Below are 22,782 nucleotides of genomic sequence, written 5' to 3'. Positions count from 1 at the left end.
TCAGCCGCCGAGGGCGGGGACGAGGACGAGGGCGATCACGGCGGGCACGGCCCAGGTCGCGGCGAGGAGGACGACGTCGCGCACCCGGAACGGGATCACGACGCGCTCGGTGCGGGTCGCGTGCGCGCCGAACGCCCGGGCCTCCATCGCGAGCGAGACGCGCTCGCCGTGGCGGATCCCGCCCGCGAGCAGCGGCACGGCGTAGCCGAGCTGTCGGCGCCCGGCGGCGAGCGGGCCCGTGCCGTGGTCGACGCCGCGCACCCGGTGCGCCGCACGGATCACGTCGAGCTCGTGCCCGAACCGCGGCACGAACCGCAGCGCGGCGAGCGCCGCGTACCCGACGCGGTACGGCAGGCGGACCTGCTGGACGAGCGCGCGGACCACGTCCTGCCCGGTCGTCGACAGCCCGCCGATCAGCACGAGGAGCAGCAGCGTGCACGTGCGCAGGCTCGTCGCGAGGCCCGTCTCGAGCGCGCCGGACCACAGCTCGAACGGTCCGACCGTCAGGAGCAGCGTCGTGTCGTCGACGCCGCGCGGGTCGGTGAGCACGCCGAACGACACCGTCATGAGCGCGGCGAGCACGGGGAGCCCGAGCAGGAGCGTGGCCACGACGCGCGCCGGCGGGCGGACCATCGTCAGGAGGACGAGCAGCGCCGCGAGCCCGACGAGCGCGGGCGTCAGCAGGTCGCGCGTCGTGAACACGTACACGACGACGGGCAGCGGTCCGAAGGTCGTGACGAGCGGGTCGTAGGAGCGCAGGTCCCACCACGGCCGGTCGAACGGCGCGCCGGGTGCTGCGGCGGTCGAGGGGTGCGGGGCCGCGCTCATGCGACCACCAGGTCCCGGGCGGCCGACGCCGTGGCGCGCCCGGGCAGGTCGGCGAGCCGGGTCACGCCGCACCAGGCCGGCAGGTCCCGTGTCGCGCGCGCGAGCGGGGGCGTGCGCAGCCCGGCGGCGCGCAGCAGGGCCTCGTCGGCGAGCACGTCCTCGGGGCGCCCGTCCGCGACGACCGCGCCGTCCGTCAGCGCGACGACCCGCGTCGCGTGCTCCGCGACGAGCTGCATGTCGTGGCTCACCACCACGACGGCCGTCCCGTCGTGGTGCAGGGCCGTGAGCAGGTCGAGCAGCTCGGCGGCGCGCTCGCGGTCCTGCCCGTACGTGGGCTCGTCGAGCACGAGGACGCCCGGCCGGCAGACGATCGCGGTCCCGACCGACAGGCGGCGCTTCTGCCCGCCGGAGAGCAGGAACGGGTGGCGGTCGCGCAGGTCGGCGAGCCCGAAGCGGTGCAGCACGTCCTCGACGCGGCGCGTCACCTCGTCCTCGGGGACGCCCCGCAGGCGCAGCCCGAGGGCGAGCTCGTCGTCGACGCGCGACGCGACGAGCTGGTGCTCGGGGTTCTGGAACACGAACCCGACGTGCCGGGCGAGCTCGCGCGGGTCGGTGCGGGCGGGGTCGCGGCCGGAGACGGTGATCCGCCCGGCGAGCGCGCCGCGGCGCGGCCGGAGCACGCCCGCGGCGAGCTGCGCGAGCGTCGTCTTCCCCGCACCGTTCGCCCCGACGACGGCGACGAGCTCGCCGGGTCGTACGGCGAGGGAGACGTCGCGCAGGACCGGTGCGGTGCCCCGGCCCCGTCGTCCGCCTCGTCCGCGCCGCAGCGTCACGTGCTCGACGACGAGGACGGGCTCGGCGTCGGGCTCTCCCGCGACGTGCGCGGCGGGTCGGGCAGCGCCGTGCTGGTCGGAGGGCGGCAGCGTCGAGGAATGCGTGATGGGCGCGACGTCGGCGAGCAGCCTCGTGAGGTCGTCCGGCGCCAGCGGGAGCGCGACGTCCGCCGCGAGGACGCCCGCGTCGCGCAGGCGCAGCGCCGCGAGGGTCGCCGTCGGGAGCCAGACGCCGAGGTCCGCGAGGCGGTCCGCCTGCCCGGCGAGCACGTCGCGCACCGGACCGTCGGCGACGAGGCGGCCCGCGGCGTCGAGCACGACGACCCGGTCGACGAGCCCCACGGCGGCGTCGAGGTCGTGCTCGACGAGCAGCACGGCGCGGTCGCCGCGCCCGACGACGTCCCGCAGGACGGCGTAGAGCTCTTCCGTCCCGGCGGGGTCGAGGTTCGCGGTGGGCTCGTCGAGCACGAGCAGGGGCGAGCCGAGCGCGAGCGCGCACGCGACGGCGAGCCGCTGACGGCCGCCGCCGGAGAGCACGGCCGGGTCGTCGGCGCGGCGCTCCCACAGCCCGACGCGACGTAGCGCGTCCTCCGCACGGGCCAGGACCTCGGGGGTGGGCAGGAGCAGGTTCTCGGGGCCGAAGCACACCTCGTCGAGCACGCTGCCGGTGACGACCTGCGCGTCGGGGTCCTGGAACACCATCGCGACGTCGGCGGACAGCTCCGGCGGCGTGTGCTCGGCCGTCGACCGGCCGCGCACGACGACCGACCCGTCGAGGTCGGCACCGACGACGTGCGGGACGAGCCCGTTGGTCGTGAGCGCGAGGGTCGACTTGCCGCAGCCCGACGGGCCGAGCAGCAGGACCGCCTCACCGGGGCGGACGTCGAACGTCACGCCGCACGGCCGGGGCTCGACGGGTGCCCCCGCGCCCGGGTTCCCCGCGTCGTCGTGCACGGCGTAGCGGACGCCCACGCCACGCACGGCGAGGGCGGGCGCGTCCGCGGTGGCGCCGGACGGCGTCGGGACCTGGGTCACGCAGGACAGGATAGGCGACCCTAAGCGCCAGGACGAGACCCGTCCGGCGTCCCGGACGGGCCCCGCCTCTCACCGCCCGGTCACAGCCGCGGGTCGACCGGCTCCGACTCCAGCGCGAGCACCGCGAACACCGCCTCGTGGACCCGCCACAGCGGCTCTCCCCGCACGACCCGGTCGAGCGCCTCCAGGCCGAGCGCGTACTCGCGCAGCGCGAGGGACCGCTTGCGGCCGAGCGAGCGGTCGCGCAGCCGTTCGAGGTTGCGGTCCTGCGTGTACTCGGGCCCGTAGACGATGCGCAGGTACTCGCGTCCCCGGACCTTGAGCCCCGGCTGGACGAGGCCGCCGCCACCCTTCCCGCCGCGACGGCGCACGAGCCCCGCGAGCGGCTTGACGACCATCCCCTCGCCGCCGTCCGCCGTGAGCTCCTCCCACCACGCGGTGCCCTCGGCGCGCGACGCGTCGTCCGCGAGGTCGACGACGACCCGGCGGGTCGGGCGGAACAGCGCCGGGTCGGCGGCGACGAGACGGTCGGCGACGTCGAGGTGCCACAGGTGGTCGCGGTCGGTGTGCGTCGTGCCGTCGGTCCCGGGCACCCCGGGGCGCCCCGCCGTCCCGCTCGCGAGCACCTGGAAGGGCGCGACCTGCACGCCGTGGAGCGGGTCCCCGGCCGGTGCGGCTCCCGCGCCGGTGTCCCAGCGGTAGCGCCGGTACGCCTCGACGAAGAGCGCGGCGTCCGCGGCGCGCGCCGCGGTCCGGCGGTGCAGCTCCCCCACGTCGACCCCGCGTGCCTCCGCCGCGGCGAGCGCGTCGAGCGCCGCGGGCATGACGGCGCGCGCGGCCGCCCCGACGCTCGCGTACTGGTCGCGCAGGAGCGGGTCGGCCTTGAGCGACCACGGGAGGACCTCGGCGTCGAGCAGCACCCAGTCCGCGCCGAGCGCGTCCCACGTGCCCGCCGCCTCGAGAGCCGCGGCGACGCGCCCGAGGAGGAGGGCCGTCGTCGGCTCGTCGAGGAACGACCGGCCCGTGCGCGTGTGCACGGCGCCCGGTGCCTCGATGCCGAACCGCTCCGCGACGACCTGCGAGCCGCCGGGACCGGAGTCGCGCGCGACGAGCAGGACACCCCGCGAGCCCATGTGCTTCTCCTCGCACACGACCCGGTCGACGCCGTCCCGCGCGTAGGCGGCGAACGCGCCGTCGGGGTGCTCCAGCAGGCCCGGCAGCGTGGAGGTCGCGACCGGGCTCATGGTCGGCGGCAGGTACAGCAGGAGCCGCGGGTCGACGGCGAACCGGCTCATGACCTCGAGCGCGCCCGCCGCGAGCTCCGCGCCGATCGACACCCGCCCGTGCAGGCCCGTCTCCACCACCCCGCGCCGCAGGACGTCGGCGACGTCGAGCAGGTCGGGCTCGCGCGCCGCGCCGGGCGACCCGGCGGCGTCGGGTGCGGCGCCGGGTGCGGCGTCGGGCAGGAAGGGCCGGGCGGGCTCGTAGTGGACGCGCGACGCGGGGACCTGCACGACCTCCTTCTCCGGGTAGCGCAGCGCGGAGAGCGCCCCGCCGAACACGCAGCCCGTGTCGAGGCACATCGTGTTGTTCACCCACTCCGCCTCGGGCGTCGGGGTGTGCCCGTAGAGCACCATGGCGCGGCCGCGGTAGTCCTGCGCCCACGGGTAGCGCACGGGCAGGCCGAACTCGTCCGTCTCGCCCGTCGTGTCCCCGTACAGCGCGAAGCTGCGCACCCGGCCCGACGCGCGCCCCTGGTACGACTCCTTGAGACCCGCGTGCGCGACGACGAGCGCGCCGCCGTCGAGCACGAGGTGGGAGACGAGGTCGCGGCAGAACTCGGCGACGTCGCGCCGGAACTCCGGCGTCTCGTCCGCGAGCTGCGCGAGCGTCGTCTCCAGCCCGTGCGACACCTGGACGTCACGTCCCCCGAGCGCGCGCACGAGCTTGTGCTCGTGGTTGCCGGGCACGGCCAGGGCGTGCCCGGCCCGGACCATGCCCATCGCGAGGCGCAGCACGCCGGGCGAGTCCGGCCCCCGGTCGACGAGGTCGCCGAGGAAGATCGCGCGGCGGCCCTCGGGGTGCGCGGCGTCGACCGGGCGGCCCGCGTCGTCCCGGGTCACCTCGTACCCGAGGCGGTCGAGGAGGGCGAGGAGCTCGTCGAGGCAGCCGTGCACGTCCCCGATCGCGTCGAACGGCCCGGTCTCGTCGCGGCGGTCGGTGAGCAGCGGCGTGCGCACGACCCGCGCGGCGTCGATCTCGTCCGTGCCGCGCAGCACGTGGACCGTCCGGAACCCCTCGCGCGACAGGCTCTTCAGCGAGGACCGCAGCGCGGCACGCTGCCGCTTCACGACGTGCGCGCCGAACCCCCGGTCCGCGCGCGCCGCGTTGCGCTCGACCGCGACACCCTCCGGGACGTCGAGCACGATCGCGACGGGCAGCACGTCGTGGGCGCGCGCGAGCGCGACGAGGCCCTTGCGCGCCTCGCGCTGGACGTTCGTCGCGTCGACCACCGTGAGCAGGTTCGCCGCCAGACGCTTCGCGACGATCGTCTCCAGCACCTCGAACGCCGCCGCGGTCGCCGACTGGTCGTTCTCGTCGTTCGACACCAGACCGCGGCACACGTCCGACGACACCGTCTCGTACGGCTCGAACCGCTCGCGCGCGAACGTCGACTTTCCCGAGCCCGACACGCCGACGAGCACGACGAGGCTCGACGCGGGGACCTTGAGGTCGGTCATGCCGCACCCCCCACCGGGCTGTCAGCACCGGGACGCCCGGGAGGCCGGTGGGGCGCTGACAGGAGCGTGAGGACGGCCATCTGCGTGGGCGGGCCCGCGGCGTCGTGCACCGGGCCGACGTCGCGGTACGCCACCGCGTACCCGTGGCGCTCCGCGGCGCCCTCGGCCCACGCGCGGAACTCTGCACGCGTCCACTCGAACCGGTGGTCCGGGTGCCGCGTCCCGCCCGGCTCCAGGCCCGGGTAGTGCACGTTGTGCTCGACGTTCGGCGTGGTCACGACCACGGTGCGCGGCCGCGCGTGCCCGAGGACGGCGCGCTCGAGCGCGTCGAGGCGCGACGGGTCGACGTGCTCCACGACCTCCATGAGCACCGCGGCGTCGAACCCGGCGAGCCGGTCGTCGGTGTACGTGAGCGACGACTGCACGAGCCGCACGCGCTCGCGCTCGGCGTCGCTCGCGTCGTGCAGGCGCAGCCGCCGCGCGGCGCGGTCGAGCTCGCGCGCCGACACGTCCGTGCCGAGCACGCGCGTGAATGTCCGGTCGGCCGCGAGCCGCCGCAGCAGCAGGCCCTCGCCGCAGCCGAGGTCGACGACAGTGCGCGCGCCCGCGTCGTGCAGGGCCGCGAGGACCGCGTCGGCGCGCAGCCGGGCGAGCGGCGGGGCGTCGTCGGCGGTGGGCTCGTCGCCGAACCCTGGGTCGTTCGGCGATCCGGCCGTCTCCTGCCCCGCAACCCGGGGTTCGGCGGTCTCCTGGTCCGCGGGGGCGGCGTCGTCCCGTGCGGCGAGGCGGGCCACGGCGTCGTCGACGTAGCGGCGCTGGTGGGCGAGGTAGCGGCGCAGGACCTCGTCGCGCTCGGGGTGGTCGGCGAGCCACGTGCCGCCCGCGCGCACGAGCTTGTCCACCTCGTCCGTCGCGACCCAGTAGTGCTTCGCGTCGTCGAGCACGGGCAGGAGCACGTAGAGCTGCGTCAGCGCGTCGGCGAGCCGGGCGCGGCCGTGCAGGCGCAGGTCGACGTACCGCGAGTCGCCCCAGCCCGGGACCGTCGGGTCCAGCGGCTCCGCCGACGCCTCCACCGTCCACCCGAGCGGCTCGAACAGCCGCCGCGCGAACGCCGCACCGCCCCGGCAGGGCAGCGACGGCACGTGCACGTCGAGCGGGATCGCCCGCCCCACGAGGTCCGGGCGGGAGTCGCACCGCCCCGACGCCGCCGTGGAGAACACCTTCCCCAGCGCGACCGCGACCATCGACGACGCCGCGTACGGGCGGTCGTTGACGTACCGCGCGAGCGCGAACCCGCCCGACCCGCCGAACCGCTTGTCCCGCACGAGGCCCACCGGGTCCACCTCCAGCAGCAGCGCCGCCGTGCAGCGCTCCGGCGTCGCCTCGGGGTAGAACACGTGCGCCCGCCCCACCGGCAGGTCGAACGTCTGCGCGCGGCCGGGGTGCTTGTGAAGGAGGAACCCCAGGTCGGAGGCGTCGTCGAGGCCGACGTCGGGCGCCGCGGTCGCGGTCAGGGTCACGAGCATGGCCGACATCGTGCCAGCCACCCACCGCGCCGAGCACCAGGTTTCGACCGCGATCCACCCGCCCGACCCGTCGACGCGGCAGGGCTCGCGGGTCTACCGTCGAGGGACGGGCGACGCCGCTCAGGCTCGCCCGGCCACCGTGGGACGGGGTCGCCATGACGACCGACGGGGAGGTCGACGCCTTCGCGGAGCGGCTGTTCGCCGCGACGCTCGGCGCTGTCGACGTCCTCGCCGTGCACGTCGGCGACCGGCTCGGCTGGTACCGCGCGCTCGCCGACGCCGGTCCGCTCACCTCCACCGCGCTCGCCGAGGCCACCGGCACGCACGAGCGGTACGCGCGCGAGTGGCTGGAGCAGCAGGCGGCGTCGGGCGTGCTGGTCGCCGAGGACCCGGGCGCCGCCCCCGCGCTCGGCGCCGACCCGGCCGACGTCGCCCGCGAGCGCCGCTACGCCCTGCCCGCCGCGCACGCGGAGGTCCTCACCGGCACGTCGTCCCTCGCGTACGCGGCACCGCTCGCGCGGTTCGTCGGCGCGATCGGCCCGCAGCTCCCGCACCTGATCGACGCGTACCGCACGGGCGGCGGGGTGTCGTGGGACCAGCTCGGCGACGACGCGCGGCAGGCGCAGGCGGACGTCAACCGGCCGTGGTTCGAGCGTCGGCTCGGCCCGGTCCTGCGGTCCCTGCCCGCGGTGGACGCCGTCCTGTCCCGGCCGGGGGCGCGGGTGGTGGACGTCGGCTGCGGGTTCGGGTGGTCGACGCTCGCGATCGCGGAGGCGTACCCGGACGCCGTCGTGCACGGGATCGACGTGGACCGGCCGTCCGTCGCGGCGGCGCGCGCGGCCGCCGAGGACGCCGGGCTCGGCGGGCGGGTGACGTTCCACCTGGGCGACGCCGCGGAGCTCGCCCTCGCCGAGCCGTTCGACGCCGCCTTCGCGTTCGAGTGCGTGCACGACCTGCCGCGCCCGGTCGCCGTGCTCGACGCCGTGCGTCGCGCGGTGCGCCCGGACGGCGTGGTCGTGGTCATGGACGAGGCCGTCGGGGACGAGTTCACGGCCCCCGCGGACGACGTCGACCGCATCATGTACGGCTACAGCCTGTTCGTGTGCCTGCCCGACGGGATGTCGACGCAGCCGTCGGCCGGGACCGGCACGGTGATGCGGCCCGCGACCCTGCGCCGGTACGCCCGCGAGGCCGGGTTCTCCGGCGTCGAGGTGCTGCCCGTCGAGGACTTCGCGTTCTTCCGGTTCTACCGGCTCGTGCCCTGACCGCCGCTCGACCGGTCCGGCGGCCCGTCCGCCGCGGCGCCCTCCGGCGCGGGCCACGTCACGGCGTCGCCCACGCGGATGGTGCCCGACGACAGCAGTCGGCACACCACGCCCCCGCGCCCGTGCAGCGACCGCATCGCCCCGGGCGCGATCCAGTCGTCGAGCAGGCGGCACGGCGCCGCCGGGCGCACGACCTGCAGCTCCACGTCGCCGATCCGCAGGAGGGCGCCCGGCCTCGTCGGCAGGTCGCCGTGCGTGAGCGTGACGTTGCGTCGTGTGAGACCGGGGTCGATCTCCTGCCCGAGCTGCGCGGACGCCGCCGCCAGATCGTCGGAGGACTGGATCGTCACGTGCCGGTGCTTCGTGCCGTGGTACCGGTCGCCGACCAGCCCGCGACCCTCCTCCGCCTCGACCTCGGGCACGGTGCGCGTCGGCAGGCGCCGCGCCGTGGCGACGTGGATCGAACGGACGCGGGGCGGGTCGTCGGTCACGCGACCAGGGTGGCACCGCGACGTCGGGCCGTGCCACCGCCCGCGACCGCGCGCCCGGGCTCGGACCGGGGCCGTTCGAGCGACCCGGTACGGGTGTACCGTCGGCGTCCATGAGCGACGTCCGCAGCCGCACCCACGCCCAGGCCGTCGACGCAGCGATCGAGCTCTTCACCCGCCAGGGCTACGAGCAGACCACCGTCGAGGAGATCGCCGACGCCGCCCAGGTCAGCCGCGCCACCTTCTTCCGGCGCTTCCGCTCCAAGGAGGACGTGGTCTTCGCCGACCACGAGCTGCTGCTGGAGGAGGTCGTCGTCATGCTCGCCGCGACCCGCCCCGTGCCCGACGCCGCGGGGAACCTCGCCCCCGACCCGTCCCTCGACCCGTACCTCGAGGTGTGCCGCGCCGCGCGCCTCGTGTTCGACCACCACGTCGGGCAGCGCGAGACGTCGGTCGCGCGCTGGCACCTGCTCCAGCAGGTCCCCGCCCTGCGCGACCGCGAGCTCGTCACGACCCACCGGTACGAGCGCGCCTTCACCGCCTACCTGCGCGACGCCCTGCCGCCCGACGCGCGACGCTCCACCGCGTCCATCGCGTTCGCCGCGTCCGTCGTCGCGGTGCACAACGCGCTGCTGCGCCGCTGGCTGCGCCGGCCCGAGCAGGACCTGCGCCCGCAGCTCGAGGAGGCGTTCGCCGACCTGCGCCGCGCCGCCGTCGGCCGGTTCGCCGACACCGACCCGACCGGGTCGCCCGCCGGCAGCGGCACCGACCGCGGTGCGGGCCGGGCAGCCGGGCGGACCGACGGGAGGCGCGTCGTCGTCACCGTGGTGGACGCCGACGCGAGCCCCGCGGACGTCGCGGACGACGTCGCGCGCGCGGTCCGCGACGCGCTCACCTGATCCCGGCGCGAGATCGGCAGACCTGGTCGAGATCGGTACTCCTGGTCCGCCGAGCTCGACCAGCTCCGCCGATCTCGATGCAGGACGACCGGGAGACCTCGGCGCGGAATGCGCGGGTAGCATCGTCGGTTGCAGAACGCAGTACGCACGAACGTGCTCCGGGGTCGGTGCAATTCCGAGCCGGCGGTGACAGTCCGCGACCCGCGCCCACGCGCGGTTGACCTGGTGGAACTCCAGGACCGACGGTGACAGTCCGGATGGGAGGAAGCACGTGCGGCGCGGCCGTCCCCACGGCGTGCGCCCGCCGAGACGATCGGCGAGCCCGCACCGGAGGTGACCGGCCTCGCCGTGGTGAGCGACGGCGTCGGGCAGCCCTCACGGGCCGCGACCGGCACCGCCCGCCCACCCTCACCCCGGAGCCGACGTGCCCGGAGGACGAGGGAACACGATGGACGTGATGGCGCTGTTCGACGCGCAGCTCACGATCGGCGACCAGCACCTGCTGTGGCGCGAGATCGTCGGGAACGGGTTCGGCCTGGCGTCGGCGCTGGGCGGCATGCGGCGCAAGGTGTGGGCGTGGCCGGTGGGCATCGTCGGCAACCTGCTGCTGCTCACGGTGTTCCTCGGCGCGGTGTTCGCGACGCCCAACCCGGTGAACCTGCTCGGCCAGGCGGGACGGCAGGTCATGTTCGTCATCGTGTCGGTGTACGGGTGGGTGCAGTGGCGGCGCACGCAGCAACGGCTCAGTGCCGTCGGTGCTGCTGCCGATGCCGACAGCCACGGCGTGAGCGTCGTGCCGCAGTGGGCGACGGCGCGCCAGCGGATCGGGCTGGTCCTCGCCCTGGTGCTGGGGACCGCGCTGCTCACTCCCCTGTTCCGCGCGCTCGGGTCGTTCGAGCCCGTGTGGGCGGACGCGTGGATCTTCATGGGGTCGCTGCTCGCGACGTACGGGATGGCGAAGGGCTGGGTCGAGTTCTGGCTGGTCTGGGTCGCGGTCGACGTCGTCGGCGTGCCGCTGCTCGTGTCGGCGGGGTACTACGCGTCGGCGTTCATGTACGTGTTCTACGGCGCGTTCACGCTCGTGGGGTTCTTCGTGTGGTGGCGCGTCAACCGGCGGGCGACCGCTGCGGCAGGAGCGGCGGGTCCGGGAGCAGGGACCGGGACGGGCACGGGCGACGTCGAGGCCGCACGCCCAGCCTGATACGCGGTATCGCTTGACCTGAGACGGGGTATCGGAGCACGATGGGAGCGAGCGGCCGCACCGGGGCACCCTCCGGACGGTCGACGCCGCCCGCCCGCCCGAGCCAGGAGCACCGATGCCCGCCACCCCCGTCCAGCCCGGTGTCACCGAACCCGCCTACGACCTCGCCGACCTCCAGGACGTCGACGTCGCCGGGGCGTTCTCCCACGCGACCGAGGCCGACCGCGCCCACCAGCTCCGCGTGCGCGCCTTCGCCCGCGACGAGGTGCTGCCCGTCATCGACGAGTACTGGGAGCGCGCCGAGGTGCCGCTCGACCTCGTCAAGCGCATGGGCGAGATCGACCTGCTGCGCGACGGCGTCGACGTCGACGGCCGCGAGCACGTGTCCCTCCTCGCCGCCGGCCTCGCCGCGATGGAGCTCTCCCGCGGCGACGGCTCCGTCGCGACCATCTGCGGCGTCCAGGGCGGCCTCGCGCTCCGCAGCATCCAGATGCTCGGGTCCGACGAGCAGCGCGCCCGGTACGCCGAGCCCATGGCCCGCGGCGAGATCCTCGGCGCGTTCGCCCTCACCGAGCCCACCCACGGCTCCGACTCCGTCTCGCTCGAGACGACCGCCCGCCGCGAGACCCGCGACGGCGTCGACGGCTACGTGCTGAACGGCGAGAAGAAGTGGATCGGGAACGGGTCGTCCGGGCACATCACCGTCGTGTGGGCTCGCCTCGTCGGAGAAGAGGGTGACGACCAGGTCCACGGCTTCGTCGTCCCCCAGGACGCCCCCGGGTACACCGGCACCACCATCACGGGCAAGGTGTCGCTGCGCGCCATCTGGCAGGCGCACGTCGTGCTCGACGACGTCTTCGTCCCCGCCGACGCCGCGCTCCCCGGCGCCCGGTCCTTCAAGGACACGTCGCGCGTGCTGTTCGCGACGCGCCTCGGGGTGGCGTGGGCCGCCGTCGGGCACGCGACCGCCTGCTACGAGACCGCGGTCGCGTACGCGAAGCAGCGCGTGCAGTTCGGGCGCCCGCTCGCGGCGAACCAGATGATCCAGGAGCGCCTCACCGCGATGCTCTCCACGCTCACGCAGATGCAGCTCCTCGTCGCGCAGATGACGCGCCTCGACGAGGCGGGCGAGCTCACCGGGCCGCAGGCGTCGCTCGCGAAGTACACGTGCACGCGCGGCGCCCGCCAGATCGCCTCGACCGCCCGCGACCTGCTGGGCGGCAACGGCATCCTCCTCGCCCACCGCGTCGCCCGGCACTTCGCCGACATCGAGGCCCTGCACACGTACGAGGGCACCGAGTCCGTGCAGGCGCTCATCGTCGGCCGCGACATCACGGGCGTCTCGGCGTTCGCCTGACGGTGGTGCGCGGTTCGCGCCTACGCGTGAACCACACGCGGACCGTCGACCGTCCGCGTCTGTCCCACGCGTAGGCGCGACCGCGCCCACCCGAGCGCACGCACCCCCTAGCTCCCCGGCGCCGCTCCGCCCCTCCTCGCGGCGCCGGGGCCTCCTCCCCACCCCCTTGGACGGAACCTCATGAGCCAGCCCACCACCTCCGTGCCCGACGCCGCGCCCGTCACCCCCGAGGACGAGGTCACCCCGGTCCTGCTGCACGGGGCGCGGACCCCCTTCGCGCGCTTCCGCGGCGCCCTCGCGTCGCTGTCCGCGGCGGAGCTGGGCGCGCACGCGATCCGCGGCGCGCTCGCGGCGGCGGGCGTGCGCCCCGACCAGGTCGACACGGTCGTCGTGGGCCAGGTGGTCCAGGCGGGCGCGAAGCAGGGCCCGGCCCGGCAGGCCGCGATCACCGCGGGCATCGGGTGGGACGTCCCGACGGTGACGATCAACAAGCTGTGCCTGTCCGGGCTCACGGCGATCATCGACGCGGCGCGCCTCGTGCGCACGGGCGAGGCGGACGTCGTCGTCGCGGGCGGCCAGGAGTCGATGACGAACGCGCCGCACCTCGTCGTCGGCTCGCGCGGAGGCTTCGCGTTCGGCGACGTGACGATGGCGGACTCCCTCACGCACGACGGCCTGAACGACCCGTTCAGCGGCGAGGTGATGGGCGAGCTCACCGACCGCGGGTGCGCCACGCGCGGCATCGGCCGCCCGGAGCAGGACGCGTTCGCGCTGCGCTCGCACCAGCGCGCCGCGGCCGCGCGCGACGCGGGGCGCCTCGCGGAGGAGATCGCGCCGGTGAGCGTGCCGCAGCGCCGGGGCGAGCCGGTCGTCGTCGAGCACGACGAGGGCGTGCGCGCCGACACCACCCTGGAGGCGCTGGAGCGCCTGCGTCCCGCGTTCGTCGCGGACGGCACCATCACGGCCGGGTCGAGCTCGCCGCTGTCCGACGGCGCGGCGGCCGTCGTGGTCGCGAGCCGCGCCTTCGCGAAGCGCAACGGGCTGCCGTGGCTCGCGGAGATCGGTGCCGCCGGCCAGGTGGCCGGGCCGGACAACTCCCTCCACTCGCAGCCCGCCCGCGCGATCGAGGCGGCGCTGAAGCGCGCGGGGCTCGCGGCGTCGGACCTCGACCTCGTGGAGATCAACGAGGCGTTCGCGGCCGTCGCGCTGCAGTCGGTCGCGGACCTCGGGATCGACGCCGACGTGGTCAACGCGGACGGCGGGGCGATCGCGCTCGGTCACCCCGTCGGCGCGTCGGGCGCGCGCCTCGCCCTGCACCTCGCGCTCGCGCTGCGGCGTCGTGGCGGGGGCGTCGGCGCGGCGGCCCTGTGCGGCGGCGGCGGTCAGGGCGACGCGCTGATCCTCCGGGCGTCGTGACGCTGACCACGTCCTGACGCCGTCGCGGCGCGATCCCGCAGGTCAGCGGGACGCGTCGCGGTACGGGTCCGGAGGCCTCGGGCAGGACCGACCGTTTCACGCGCGACCGCGCCGGACCTGGTGCACCATGATGAACCAGGTTCGGCGCGGTTTCGTCGCTCCGTGTGACGCAGATCGCGTCAGCAGGTGACCGGAACCGCGTCATGGATCGCGCCGAGCGTGGTCCCTCCCCCTGGAGATGGACCACGACGAAAGGGCCCGCCATGACGACCGTGACCGAGACGCTGACCGCCACCACCGGTGCCGTGCGCCGCACCGCCGACCGCGCCCGCCGCTCGCACCTGTCCGCCGTCGCCGTCGCGGCCGTGGGTCTTCTCGCGGGCTTCGCCGCCGCGCCCTACCTGCTCGGCTGAGCCCCGGCCCGGTCCCGGCCGCCGTCGTCGCGTCCCAGCGACTCCTCCAGGCGGTCGAGCAGGGCCACCTGGCCCCCGACCACGAGCCCGCGCGCCTCGGCCAGGGGGACCCAGCGGGCCCGGTCGAGCTCCGGGAACTCCTGCAGACGGCCCGACCGCGGCGGCCACTCCAGCGCGAACGTGGTGCTCCGCGCCGTCGCGGCGTCGACGTCGCCCTCCCGCGCCCACGCCGTGACCACCTTGCCCGCACGTTGCCGGACCTCCCCCAGGTCGAGGTCGGGGCGCCCGGCGTCCGGCGCGGGGGTGCCCATCTCCTCCTCGAACTCGCGCAGCGCCGCGGCGTGCAGGTCCTCGCCCGGGTCGGGCTCGCCCTTGGGGATGGTCCACGCGCCCGCGTCCTTGCGGGCCCACAGCGGACCGCCCATGTGCCCGAGCAGCACCTCGACCACGTCGCCGCGCACGCGGTAGAGCACGAGCCCCGCTGACAGCCTCATCCCTCCTTCCTACACACCCCCGGCGGACCCGGCCCGCCGGGACGGCACCCGCGGAGACCGCGGGAACGCCGCCGGCGGGGCCGGTCGGCCGACCGGACCCGCCGTCGCGGGGTGTCACGTGACCGCGGGGGTCACGACGACGGTGTCACCTCACGCGCACAGACCCACCGGGTCCCACGAGCCCCAGGCGACGGACCCGGGCAGCTCGCCCTTCGTCCACCACTGCGCGGCGTAGTTCACGCCCGCACGGGAGACCTGCTGGCCGCCCGAGTAGACCGACTCGCGCGACCACTCCGGAGCACAGTCCGCGACTACGACCTCGGGAGCGGTGCCGCACGGCCCGATCTTCTTCCACGCCGAGCTGGCGCCCGGCTCCTGGTTGCGGGTCCACCACTGGGCCTTGTACTCGGTGCCCTCGTGCGAGACGACCTCGCCACCCGTGTACACGCCGGTGCCGTACCACGGGACGGCGCACTCGTCGGCCACGCCCGGGCCGGGGGTCGCGGCGCGCAGCGTCGAGCCGAGCGCGTCACCGAGCTCGTTGCGGTAGTCGCCCGAGAGGTCCCACCACATCGCACCGCCGTAGCCCTGCGTGGCGACGAACTCCGCCTTCGCGGTGACCGACGTCGGGTCGTCATAGCTCCACCACTCGTCCCCGTCGTACAGCCACGACGCGCCGATCTCCTCGTCGAAGTACGACTCGCCGTCGAACGACCGGAGCTGCGCGTAGGTCTTCGTGCCGACGTAGCCCTCGGCGGGCTGCCAGGCCTGCGACCCGTCCTCGACGCCGTACCAGCCGTGGCCGTAGGCGGCGAGGCCCGCGTTGATCTGGTCCTTGTCGGCGCCCGCGTTCACGTACATCGCGAGCGCGCCGTCGAGGCCGAGGCCCCAGTTCTGCGTGCCGTCCGGGTGCAGGTTGCCCTGGTGGCCGGTCGTGTTCGGCACCCAGCCGCCGTGGAAGTCGTAGCCCTGGACGTTGAGGAAGTCGATCACCGCGAACAGGCGCGGGTCGAGCCAGCCGCCCTGGCCAGCGTTCCAGCCGCCCGCGGGAGCGAACCCGGTGAGGAGGTAGTCCTCGCCCGTCTCGGCGCCGAGGGCGTCGAGGTCGGCACGGAACTCCTCCATGAGGAGCAGGAAGTTCTCCTTGTCCTCGGGACGGGCGTTGGCCGTCTCGCCACCGGTGACCGGCCACTCCCAGTCGATGTCGATGCCGTCGAAGATGCCGGCCGCGGCGCCGTCGCCGCCACGCCCGTCGATCTCGGGCAGGTTGCCCTTGATGTACAGGTCGATGCACGAGTCGACGAGCGCCGAGCGGCCCTCGGCCGTCGACGCGGCCTCGGAGAAGTTGTCGGACCAGGTCCAGCCGCCGAGCGAGATGAGGATCTTCGTCTCGGGGCTGACGACCTTGAGCTTCTTCAGCTGGTTGAAGTTGCCCGCGAGCTTCTGGTTCGCCTTGTCGGCCTTGCCGTCGACCGAGTCGGCGGCGCGGACCTTCGCGACGAAGTCGTTCTCGGGGTCGCCCTCGCCCGGCACGTCCGCGATGTCGCAGACGAGGTCGGTCGTGACGTTGCCGAACGCGTAGTTGATGTGGGTGAGGTCCTCGATCGCGCCGGTGCGGACGAGGTCGGCGACGTGGAAGTCGCGGGTGACGCGGGAGTCGGCCATGACGTAGCCGACGCTGCGGTAGCCGTTGATGTCGGCGGGGCCGTCGACGGCGGCGGGCTTCGGCGCCGCGGACGCGGGAGCGGCAAGGGCACCGACCGCGAGCGCGGCGGCGGCGGCGAGCGCCACCCCGGCGGTTCGGGATCGGGACCGGCTGGGTGCAGGGTTCACAGGATCACGCCTCTGACTCGGGGATGCGGGAACTGCTCTGGTGCTGATCGGTACTGCTGATGAAGGCCTCTTCGCTCTTCTGAAGGCCTCGTTGCGCTTCAGCCCGGACTGGGGAGCCGGGTTTGTTCGGTCTCCTGCACACTAGCGTGCCGCAGGCGGTTGGGCCAGGGTCCGAACGAAACGATCCGATCACGGCCGGGCCGCGGCGGCGTGACGTGCGAGGGACGTGACCAGCCCGTATGTTCCACGCGTGCCTCACGTCCGCCGTCTCGTCGCCCACGCCGCGGCGTGGGACGAGCGCGCACCCGGCGTCGCCGTGGCGTGGGTGCGGCGACACCCACACGTCCGCGGCGCGGCGATCGCCTGGGACCGCGTGTTCGCCGCCCGGAGCGTCGACGTGCTCCTCCTCGCGGCGTTCGTCCTCGTCGCGGCGGCACGGCGGTCCGCCCCTGCCTCGGCGCAGGTCGTCCGCGCGGGCGGGAGCGTGCTCGCCGGCTGGGCCGCCCAGGCCACCGCCAAGGCGGTCGTGCGGCGCCCCCGCCCGACGGTCGCCCCGCACCTACCGCTCGTCCCCGTCCCGGGCACCAGCACGCCGTCGGGCCACGTCGCGAACCTCGCCACCGCGGCGCTCGCCGTGCACGACGTCGCCCGCCACCCAGGCCTGCCCCGTGCCCGACGGCGCGTGCTCGCCGGGGCGCTCGCGGCCGTCGTCGTGCTCACGGCGCTCGACCGCGTCGCCGTCGGTGCGCACCGCCCCAGCGACGTCGCCGTCGGGGCCGCCCTGGGCGCCGTCGTGCACGCCCTGGGCACCCGAGCACTGCCGGGCTTGAACCACCGCTGCTCCCCCACCGCACCGACCCCGGAGGACCTGTGAACACGTTCGTCCACCGCTACGAGCTCGACACCTCGCGACCGTCCGGGCGCGATGTCGCGCGCGACATCGCGCTGCGCGCGCTCCTGCCCGCCGCGGTCCTGTGGGCCGTGGTCGTCGGGATCGGGTTCCTCATCACCGGCCCGCTGGGCGACCTGCCCCAGGAGGACGGCGTCAACCGCGCGCTCGCCGACGCCCGCACGCCCTTCCTCAACACGGTGACCGACCTGATCGGGTGGATCGGGACGACCGAGTTCATCATCGGCGGGTGCGTGCTCACGATCGCCCTCGTGTGGTGGCGCACCCGGCAGTGGTGGTTCGCGATCGTGCCCGGCCTCGCCGCGGCCGTCCAGACCCTCATCTTCCTCACGTCGTCCCTCGTCGTCGGACGCTCGCGACCCGACGTCGAACAGCTCGACGAAGCACCCCCGACCTCCGGCTTCCCCAGCGGGCACACCGGCGCGTCTGCGGCGTTCTACCTCACGCTCGCGCTACTCGCGCAGCGCGTCCGGAACCCCGTGCTGCGCGTCGCGCTCACCGTCCTCGCGGTGCTCGTGCCCTTCGCCGTCGGCTTCTCCCGCCTGTACCGCGGCATGCACAGCCTCTCGGACGTCGTCGTCGGACTCCTGAACGGCCTCGCCTGCGCCGTCCTCGCGTGGGGCTACCTGCGCCGCGACGTGCGCGCCACCGCTCGGGACACGTCCGCGCCGGTCGAGTCCCGGGCATAGCCTCCCCGCCGTGACGCGAGAAGGGCCCGTCGAGAAACGACGGGCCCTTCTTCGTGGGCGGTAGCGGTGGGCTTGGATGGTCGCCTTCGACGTCGTAGGTCACAACTGGAGGAAACCAATCTTGACCTGCGGTGATACTCAGGAGCCGCTTGGACCGGCCTGCGTCTTGGAACACGTGAACTGTCGCCAAAACGGAGGGAAAGAGGTGGGTCATCCGTCTACAGGCGGAGGGATGCAGAGTCAGCCCTCCTCGGCGATACAGCCGACGTCGCCTTCGGGGAGAAGCCCAGGGGCGCCACCAAATACCCATGGGCTGACCTGCGCTTACGCACGAAATCGGACGATGTAGCTCTCACCACGCGCCACCAGATGCACATGGGCCGGATGAGCGGTGCGCGTCCGCTGCGGCAGGTGGCCAGACTCTCGCGGCGACGCCCTACGCAGCCGGGCCGGCGCCACCAAATACCCATGGGTCTGACCTGCGGAGACGCTCCCCCGGGCGCTCCCGGACACACGAGAGCGCCACCAAATACCCATGGCCTCCGGAGCGAGAGGCGCCGACGCGCGGACGGTTGGTAGGCGGCAGCGGTACACAAGGGGCTACGGGCGCCGCCCGCCGTGACCGTCCGCAGATTACGGAGCGCAACCCCGGCACCGATCCCATGCGACGACGCTGCGACGGCTGGGCAGCGCGGTCGAGCGGTGGGGTGCGCGTAGCGAGCGCAGCGAGCGGAGCGCGGGGTCCCACCGAGCGACCGTGCAACCGGACGCCGCAGCGTCGTCGCCTTCGGCGCGATGAGGTAGGGCGCCACCAATTACCCATGGACGACGCGCGGCAAGCCGCCGCGCGTCGTCCTCGCGTCCGTGGTCGGCACCAAGCGGGCGCCCAGCTCGGGGCGCGCACTCCTTGAATCAGTAGGGAAAGTACTCACAGGTGAACGGCGTCGGCAGACGAACACAGCAGTCGGTGACCGCGGGCCGAACCAGCAACACGCGTCATCAGTCAAACGCCATGGTGTGGACACGTTGGGTACAGCAACCGGTCAGGAGCCATTGGGAGCTAGGCTGTGCATCGAACCGAACCCCGGGATGCAGTTGCGCAGCTCGCACAGTTCACACCTCCCCGCACAGTGCTCGTGTCGGTGGTGGCGTGTAGAACACGTACACCCAACGCCGCACACCGAAATGGAGTCCCGCCTTGCGACGTAGCCCACTGGCCACTGAAGCGACCTCGGCACCAGCGACTTCGGCTGTCTTGAACTGGCCTGGGAAAGATGCGTCAGGGTCAGCGTCGCTAGGCACTGCCACACCAGCGCGCGCGAATTGGGATCTACGCGGTGTCCTCGAATGCGGAGATCGCGCGGATGGCTTGTTGATCCGAGGCGAGGCAGGCGAGGCAATGGCCCAGTTGCTGGCACTGACAGGGGAACGCGCAGTTAAAGGCAAAGTCAAGCTTTGCTATATTGATCCTCCATACAACACCGGAGAAAAATTCACTCACTACGATGATCGCGCTAGCAGGCCAGAGTGGCTTTCCAATCTTCGTCGACACCTGATCGCTGCTCGTCAACTCCTATCGCCCGACGGTAGCCTCTGGCTGCATCTGGATGACTCGGAGCAACATCGGGCGCGGTGCGTACTAGACGAGGTCTTCGGCGAAGAGGCCTTCGTCGCGACGATTATTTGGCAAAAGCGCACGACACGCGAAAGTCGTAAAGCCTTCAGTTCTATGCATGACTACATCCACGTCTACGCGCCCGCTGGGGCCAAGAGGTGGAAAGCCATTAGGAACGGCTTGCCTGACGAAGGCGCCTTTAGCAATCCGGACGACGACCCCCGTGGGCCCTGGCGATCGGTCCCCATGAACGTTCAATCCGGCCACGCCACCGCGAGCCAGTTCTACACGGTGGTCACTCCCTCCGGTGCACGCCATGACCCTCCGCCGGGACGCTGTTGGACCTACACCAAGCAACGTCTCGAAGAACTGGATGCTGACGGCCGCGTCTACTGGCCGCGAAACGGTGCCGGGAAGCCTCGACTCAAGCGCTACGAGTCCGAGGTCAGCGGGCTCGCCCCATTTACGATCTGGACTGCCGCTGAGGTCGGCGACACCGGAAGCGCAAAGAAAGCACTCCTAGCCGAGTTCCCCGGACGCGAGCCCTTCGACACACCAAAGCCTGTCGGCCTACTTGAGCGCATCGTCAATATTGCAACCGACCCAGGAGACCTGGTCCTCGACTACTACCTAGGCTCCGGGACGACCGCCGTAGCTGCTCACCTTGGCGGGAGACGCTGGATCGGCATCGAGCAGAACGCACGCACGATCGAGGAGTTTGCTCTTCCCAGGCTGCGACGTGCATGGCAAATGCAGCCGGCCGGGGGCATCGCCCGTGCCCAAGTGTGACCGACGCCCGCCGTGCCGCTATGCTGCCGAGCGCCAGACACCGGTGACGAACGAGGTGAAGCGTGCTCAACTTCCAAATGGCGGGCTCGGATAGCGGCTACCTGCTCGAGCACTTGCTTATCGAATCGATCGGCGCCGTGCGTGGTGGCGGCATCTTTGCGTGGGCAAACTCTAATGGAGTAAAGAGCCTCCTAGAGGACGCAGTATTCGACGAGTTTCTTCTTGAAGGGAACTACCGACTCTTCGTCGGAACAGATTCCATCACAGACCCCCCGGCGATCGAACGCCTAAGCAGCCTCTCCGCAAAGCGACCCAGACTCGACGTCCGGGCATTCATGAGTCCGACCTCGTCGCTATTCCATCCCAAAATGGCCTGGTTTGAACATGAAACACACCTAAGCCTACTTGTAGGTTCCGGGAACCTCACAATGGGCGGCCTGAGGTCGAATTGGGAAGCATTTGCGGTTCTTCGTCTCGAGAACGACGAGCGCAAGGCCGCCCTTACCGCCATTGAGTCGTTCCTAACGGCCGTCACAGACCACCTTCTCCCGATCTCCGACCCGCGAGTCATTGACCGGGCGAGACGAAATCAGGGAAACGAGCGCCTCCTCCGGCCACCCAGCCCGTCTCCCGTCCGTCAGCCCTCTGTCACATCGTCGGTCGAGCAGATTCTCCTCGCCGAGATCCCGAAGGCCGGAGACCGATGGGCGCAAGCCAACTTCGACCTCGCGAACTACGAGGGATTCTTCGGTGCCAAAGTCGGCTCCCAGCGACGCATATCGCTGCACAACGTAGACGCCGACGGAAACGTCGGAGAGGTCGAAAGCCGCCCAAGCGTCGAGGTTGCCAGTCAGAATTATCGCTTTGAGCTTGCCGCGGCCCGGGGCCTACCATACCCGCAAGGGGGATCACCGATCGGCGTGTTCTTACGCCTCTCTACGGGGGAGTTTCTGTACTCGCTGCTACTTCCTGGCGAGGCAGGGTATAGCGAAGTCGGCCAGTTGATTGCCTCAAAATGGTCTGGCAGTGCGCGGCTAAAGCGTCGCGTCCGCTGTTCCGCGGATGAGTTGAGGTCTGCATGGCCGGACTCACCGCTTTGGGACATCACACTTCCCTCTCTCTAGTTCTCCGCAACGAAGAGAACCTCGGCGACTCCGCTGCTTTTTGCATTTACTTCCAAGCGATTGAATCGACTGTGATACGAAGATTCGACGTCGACAATCGATATTTTCGAGAAGTACCCTCCGGCAATGCTCGCTATTTCGTCGATGGATACGAGGCGAGTCTCTGGGCGTGCCTTCGTCCCCTCGCTCATGGGAGAGTACGAGAGCACGATGGGCACATCGAGCCGCTTTGCGTTTGCAAATAGTTCTTCGAATGCATGGCGAACGCTCGTTCTTATGCTAAACGGCGACTGGTGACGGCTTCGTCGATAGAGACCTCGACTTGGGTTGTTCGAGCCCGGAACGAGAGCCAATCCGGGATCATCTCCCATTGCAATCGTCTCAAGAACGTGGTAGAAGCGACTGTAATGGTCCCGCGTATATGGTGGATCGGCATAGATTACACCGATCTCCTGGGGCGGGGCGTCGAGAACTTCGCGATAGTCGTTCTGGAGCGCAGTGCAGGGATGTGCTGAAGGTCTTAGCGTCGCGTAGCGCCCCAACCAGCCTCTGAATGTGTCCGAAACAGATTCGTGCCTGCTCCGAACGACGGATGCAACCCACGAGCGCTTTAGCGTGCCGTCACCGTTCCGGGGTTGGACCGGTTGTGCGAAGTGGTTTCCGACTGTGGACACTATATCGCTCGCCGTTCCCATCAGCGAAGCGATCGCGGTCGCATTACCGCCAGACCTGCTAGAGCTGCGGATTGCAAAGAGTAGGGCGTCGAGTTCCAGCGCTTGGCGGTATGAGAAATACACCCCTCCGTAGTACCAGGTTAACGTTGAGGTTTCTGGACCCGCGACTTGCAACGCATCACTCTTGGCCGCGTTGAAACGGTCGGAGGAGGCCTTGCCGGCCGCGAGAGAGCCGGATTCGATTACCTCGGCGAGTGCGGCTGGATCGCGGCTGGCGACCGCGAGGGCGGATTCCTCAAACGATACTAGTGCCCTGAGAGCGGGCTCCCGCTCCAGCAGCCACGCGTTCGCCCGGATCTCCAGGTCTTCGACTTCTGCTGGAGAGTATCGCTGCGGGTTCGTGAGGGCATTCACCAGTATCTGTGAGTACTTCTGAACGTCCGACGAAACGACTGGTCGGTGACTAGCTAATCGTCGTGACACGACGCCCGTGCCAGCAAATAGATCGCACGCGGCGCCTGGTCGCGCAACACCATCTACGGCATTCTCAATGGCGTTGAGGTAGCGCGACTTGTTGCCCATATAGTGGATTGGTCGAATATTCTGAGTGGTTTCGTTCATTGAGTTCCTCTATAACTAGGAAAAGGGTCTG

At 72.3% G+C, this 22,782-nt stretch carries 18 protein-coding genes and 1 riboswitch; of the genes, 10 read left to right on the top strand and 8 right to left on the bottom strand.

Annotation, left to right across the window (positions count from 1 at the left end):
• The 4 genes from LGQ04_RS06545 to LGQ04_RS06530 all read right to left on the bottom strand — a co-directional run bounded on the left by LGQ04_RS06545 (position 1) and on the right by LGQ04_RS06530 (position 6,963).
• The gene (locus tag LGQ04_RS06545; protein WP_229242879.1) at positions 1 to 828 is read right to left on the bottom strand and encodes an energy-coupling factor transporter transmembrane component T; all 828 of its coding nucleotides are present in this window, start codon (positions 826 to 828) and stop codon (positions 1 to 3) included.
• Positions 825 to 2,696 (bottom strand): ABC transporter ATP-binding protein, encoded by a 1,872-nt coding sequence (locus LGQ04_RS06540; RefSeq protein WP_229242878.1) that lies wholly within the window; start codon positions 2,694 to 2,696, stop codon positions 825 to 827. The genes LGQ04_RS06545 and LGQ04_RS06540 overlap by 4 nt, the downstream gene beginning before the upstream one ends.
• Positions 2,697 to 2,776: 80 nt before the next feature.
• Positions 2,777 to 5,437, bottom strand: a complete 2,661-nt coding sequence (locus LGQ04_RS06535; RefSeq protein ID WP_229242877.1) for a polynucleotide kinase-phosphatase — start codon at positions 5,435 to 5,437, stop codon at positions 2,777 to 2,779.
• Positions 5,434 to 6,963, bottom strand: coding sequence for a 3' terminal RNA ribose 2'-O-methyltransferase Hen1 (locus tag LGQ04_RS06530; RefSeq protein WP_229242876.1), 1,530 nt, complete (start codon positions 6,961 to 6,963; stop codon positions 5,434 to 5,436). Before LGQ04_RS06530 ends, LGQ04_RS06535 begins: the two co-directional genes overlap by 4 nt.
• 155 nt (positions 6,964 to 7,118) lie before the next feature.
• Here LGQ04_RS06530 and LGQ04_RS06525 point away from each other — a divergent pair, with 155 nt between their 5' ends.
• Positions 7,119 to 8,228 (top strand): class I SAM-dependent methyltransferase, encoded by a 1,110-nt coding sequence (locus LGQ04_RS06525; RefSeq protein WP_229242875.1) that lies wholly within the window; start codon positions 7,119 to 7,121, stop codon positions 8,226 to 8,228.
• On the opposite strand, the gene LGQ04_RS06520 is transcribed toward LGQ04_RS06525, so the two are convergent.
• Complete coding sequence (locus LGQ04_RS06520; protein WP_229242874.1) at positions 8,210 to 8,719, bottom strand: MOSC domain-containing protein; 510 nt, start codon at positions 8,717 to 8,719, stop codon at positions 8,210 to 8,212. The genes LGQ04_RS06525 and LGQ04_RS06520 overlap by 19 nt on opposite strands.
• A 110-nt stretch (positions 8,720 to 8,829) precedes the next feature.
• Between LGQ04_RS06520 and LGQ04_RS06515 the strand changes: the two genes are divergently transcribed.
• The 5 genes from LGQ04_RS06515 to LGQ04_RS06495 all read left to right on the top strand — a co-directional run bounded on the left by LGQ04_RS06515 (position 8,830) and on the right by LGQ04_RS06495 (position 14,002).
• Complete coding sequence (locus LGQ04_RS06515; protein WP_229242873.1) at positions 8,830 to 9,615, top strand: TetR/AcrR family transcriptional regulator; 786 nt, start codon at positions 8,830 to 8,832, stop codon at positions 9,613 to 9,615.
• Between the two features lie 150 nt (positions 9,616 to 9,765).
• Positions 9,766 to 9,889, top strand: a riboswitch (FMN riboswitch).
• 174 nt (positions 9,890 to 10,063) lie between these two features.
• Positions 10,064 to 10,816: a nicotinamide riboside transporter PnuC gene (gene pnuC / locus LGQ04_RS06510; RefSeq protein WP_229242872.1), complete on the top strand. Its 753-nt coding sequence runs from the start codon at positions 10,064 to 10,066 to the stop codon at positions 10,814 to 10,816.
• Between the two features lie 115 nt (positions 10,817 to 10,931).
• Entirely contained in the window at positions 10,932 to 12,173 is a 1,242-nt protein-coding gene (locus LGQ04_RS06505) for an acyl-CoA dehydrogenase family protein (RefSeq protein ID WP_229242871.1), read from the top strand.
• A 180-nt stretch (positions 12,174 to 12,353) separates the two neighbouring features.
• Entirely contained in the window at positions 12,354 to 13,589 is a 1,236-nt protein-coding gene (locus LGQ04_RS06500; protein ID WP_229242870.1) for an acetyl-CoA C-acyltransferase, read from the top strand.
• A 263-nt stretch (positions 13,590 to 13,852) separates the two neighbouring features.
• On the top strand, positions 13,853 to 14,002 hold the full coding sequence (locus LGQ04_RS06495; RefSeq protein WP_229243044.1) for a hypothetical protein: 150 nt from the start codon (positions 13,853 to 13,855) through the stop codon (positions 14,000 to 14,002).
• Here the strand turns inward: LGQ04_RS06495 and LGQ04_RS06490 are convergent.
• Entirely contained in the window at positions 13,987 to 14,496 is a 510-nt protein-coding gene (locus LGQ04_RS06490; RefSeq protein WP_229242869.1) for an NUDIX hydrolase, read from the bottom strand. The two genes, LGQ04_RS06495 and LGQ04_RS06490, sit on opposite strands and share 16 nt — an antisense overlap.
• 150 nt (positions 14,497 to 14,646) lie before the next feature.
• Complete coding sequence (locus LGQ04_RS06485; RefSeq protein WP_229242868.1) at positions 14,647 to 16,329, bottom strand: glycosyl hydrolase family 18 protein; 1,683 nt, start codon at positions 16,327 to 16,329, stop codon at positions 14,647 to 14,649.
• A 250-nt stretch (positions 16,330 to 16,579) separates the two neighbouring features.
• Here LGQ04_RS06485 and LGQ04_RS17695 point away from each other — a divergent pair, with 250 nt between their 5' ends.
• The 4 genes from LGQ04_RS17695 to LGQ04_RS06465 all read left to right on the top strand — a co-directional run bounded on the left by LGQ04_RS17695 (position 16,580) and on the right by LGQ04_RS06465 (position 21,456).
• Positions 16,580 to 17,203 (top strand): phosphatase PAP2 family protein, encoded by a 624-nt coding sequence (locus tag LGQ04_RS17695; RefSeq protein WP_229242867.1) that lies wholly within the window; start codon positions 16,580 to 16,582, stop codon positions 17,201 to 17,203.
• The gene (locus LGQ04_RS06475; protein WP_229242866.1) at positions 17,200 to 17,928 is read left to right on the top strand and encodes a phosphatase PAP2 family protein; all 729 of its coding nucleotides are present in this window, start codon (positions 17,200 to 17,202) and stop codon (positions 17,926 to 17,928) included. Before LGQ04_RS17695 ends, LGQ04_RS06475 begins: the two co-directional genes overlap by 4 nt.
• A 1,399-nt stretch (positions 17,929 to 19,327) precedes the next feature.
• On the top strand, positions 19,328 to 20,332 hold the full coding sequence (locus tag LGQ04_RS06470) for a site-specific DNA-methyltransferase (RefSeq protein WP_229242865.1): 1,005 nt from the start codon (positions 19,328 to 19,330) through the stop codon (positions 20,330 to 20,332).
• Between the two features lie 62 nt (positions 20,333 to 20,394).
• Positions 20,395 to 21,456, top strand: a complete 1,062-nt coding sequence (locus tag LGQ04_RS06465) for a phospholipase D family protein (RefSeq protein ID WP_229242864.1) — start codon at positions 20,395 to 20,397, stop codon at positions 21,454 to 21,456.
• On the opposite strand, the gene LGQ04_RS06460 is transcribed toward LGQ04_RS06465, so the two are convergent.
• Positions 21,453 to 22,751 carry a DNA adenine methylase gene (locus LGQ04_RS06460; RefSeq protein WP_229242863.1) on the bottom strand — a complete coding sequence of 433 codons (1,299 nt, stop codon included), beginning with the start codon at positions 22,749 to 22,751 and terminating at the stop codon, positions 21,453 to 21,455. The two genes, LGQ04_RS06465 and LGQ04_RS06460, sit on opposite strands and share 4 nt — an antisense overlap.
• Positions 22,752 to 22,782 lie beyond the last annotated feature (31 nt).

This window comes from Cellulosimicrobium marinum, from assembly GCF_020551945.1.
GTDB lineage: Bacteria > Actinomycetota > Actinomycetes > Actinomycetales > Cellulomonadaceae > Cellulosimicrobium > Cellulosimicrobium marinum.
This window is presented reverse-complemented; position numbering and strand designations above follow the sequence as displayed.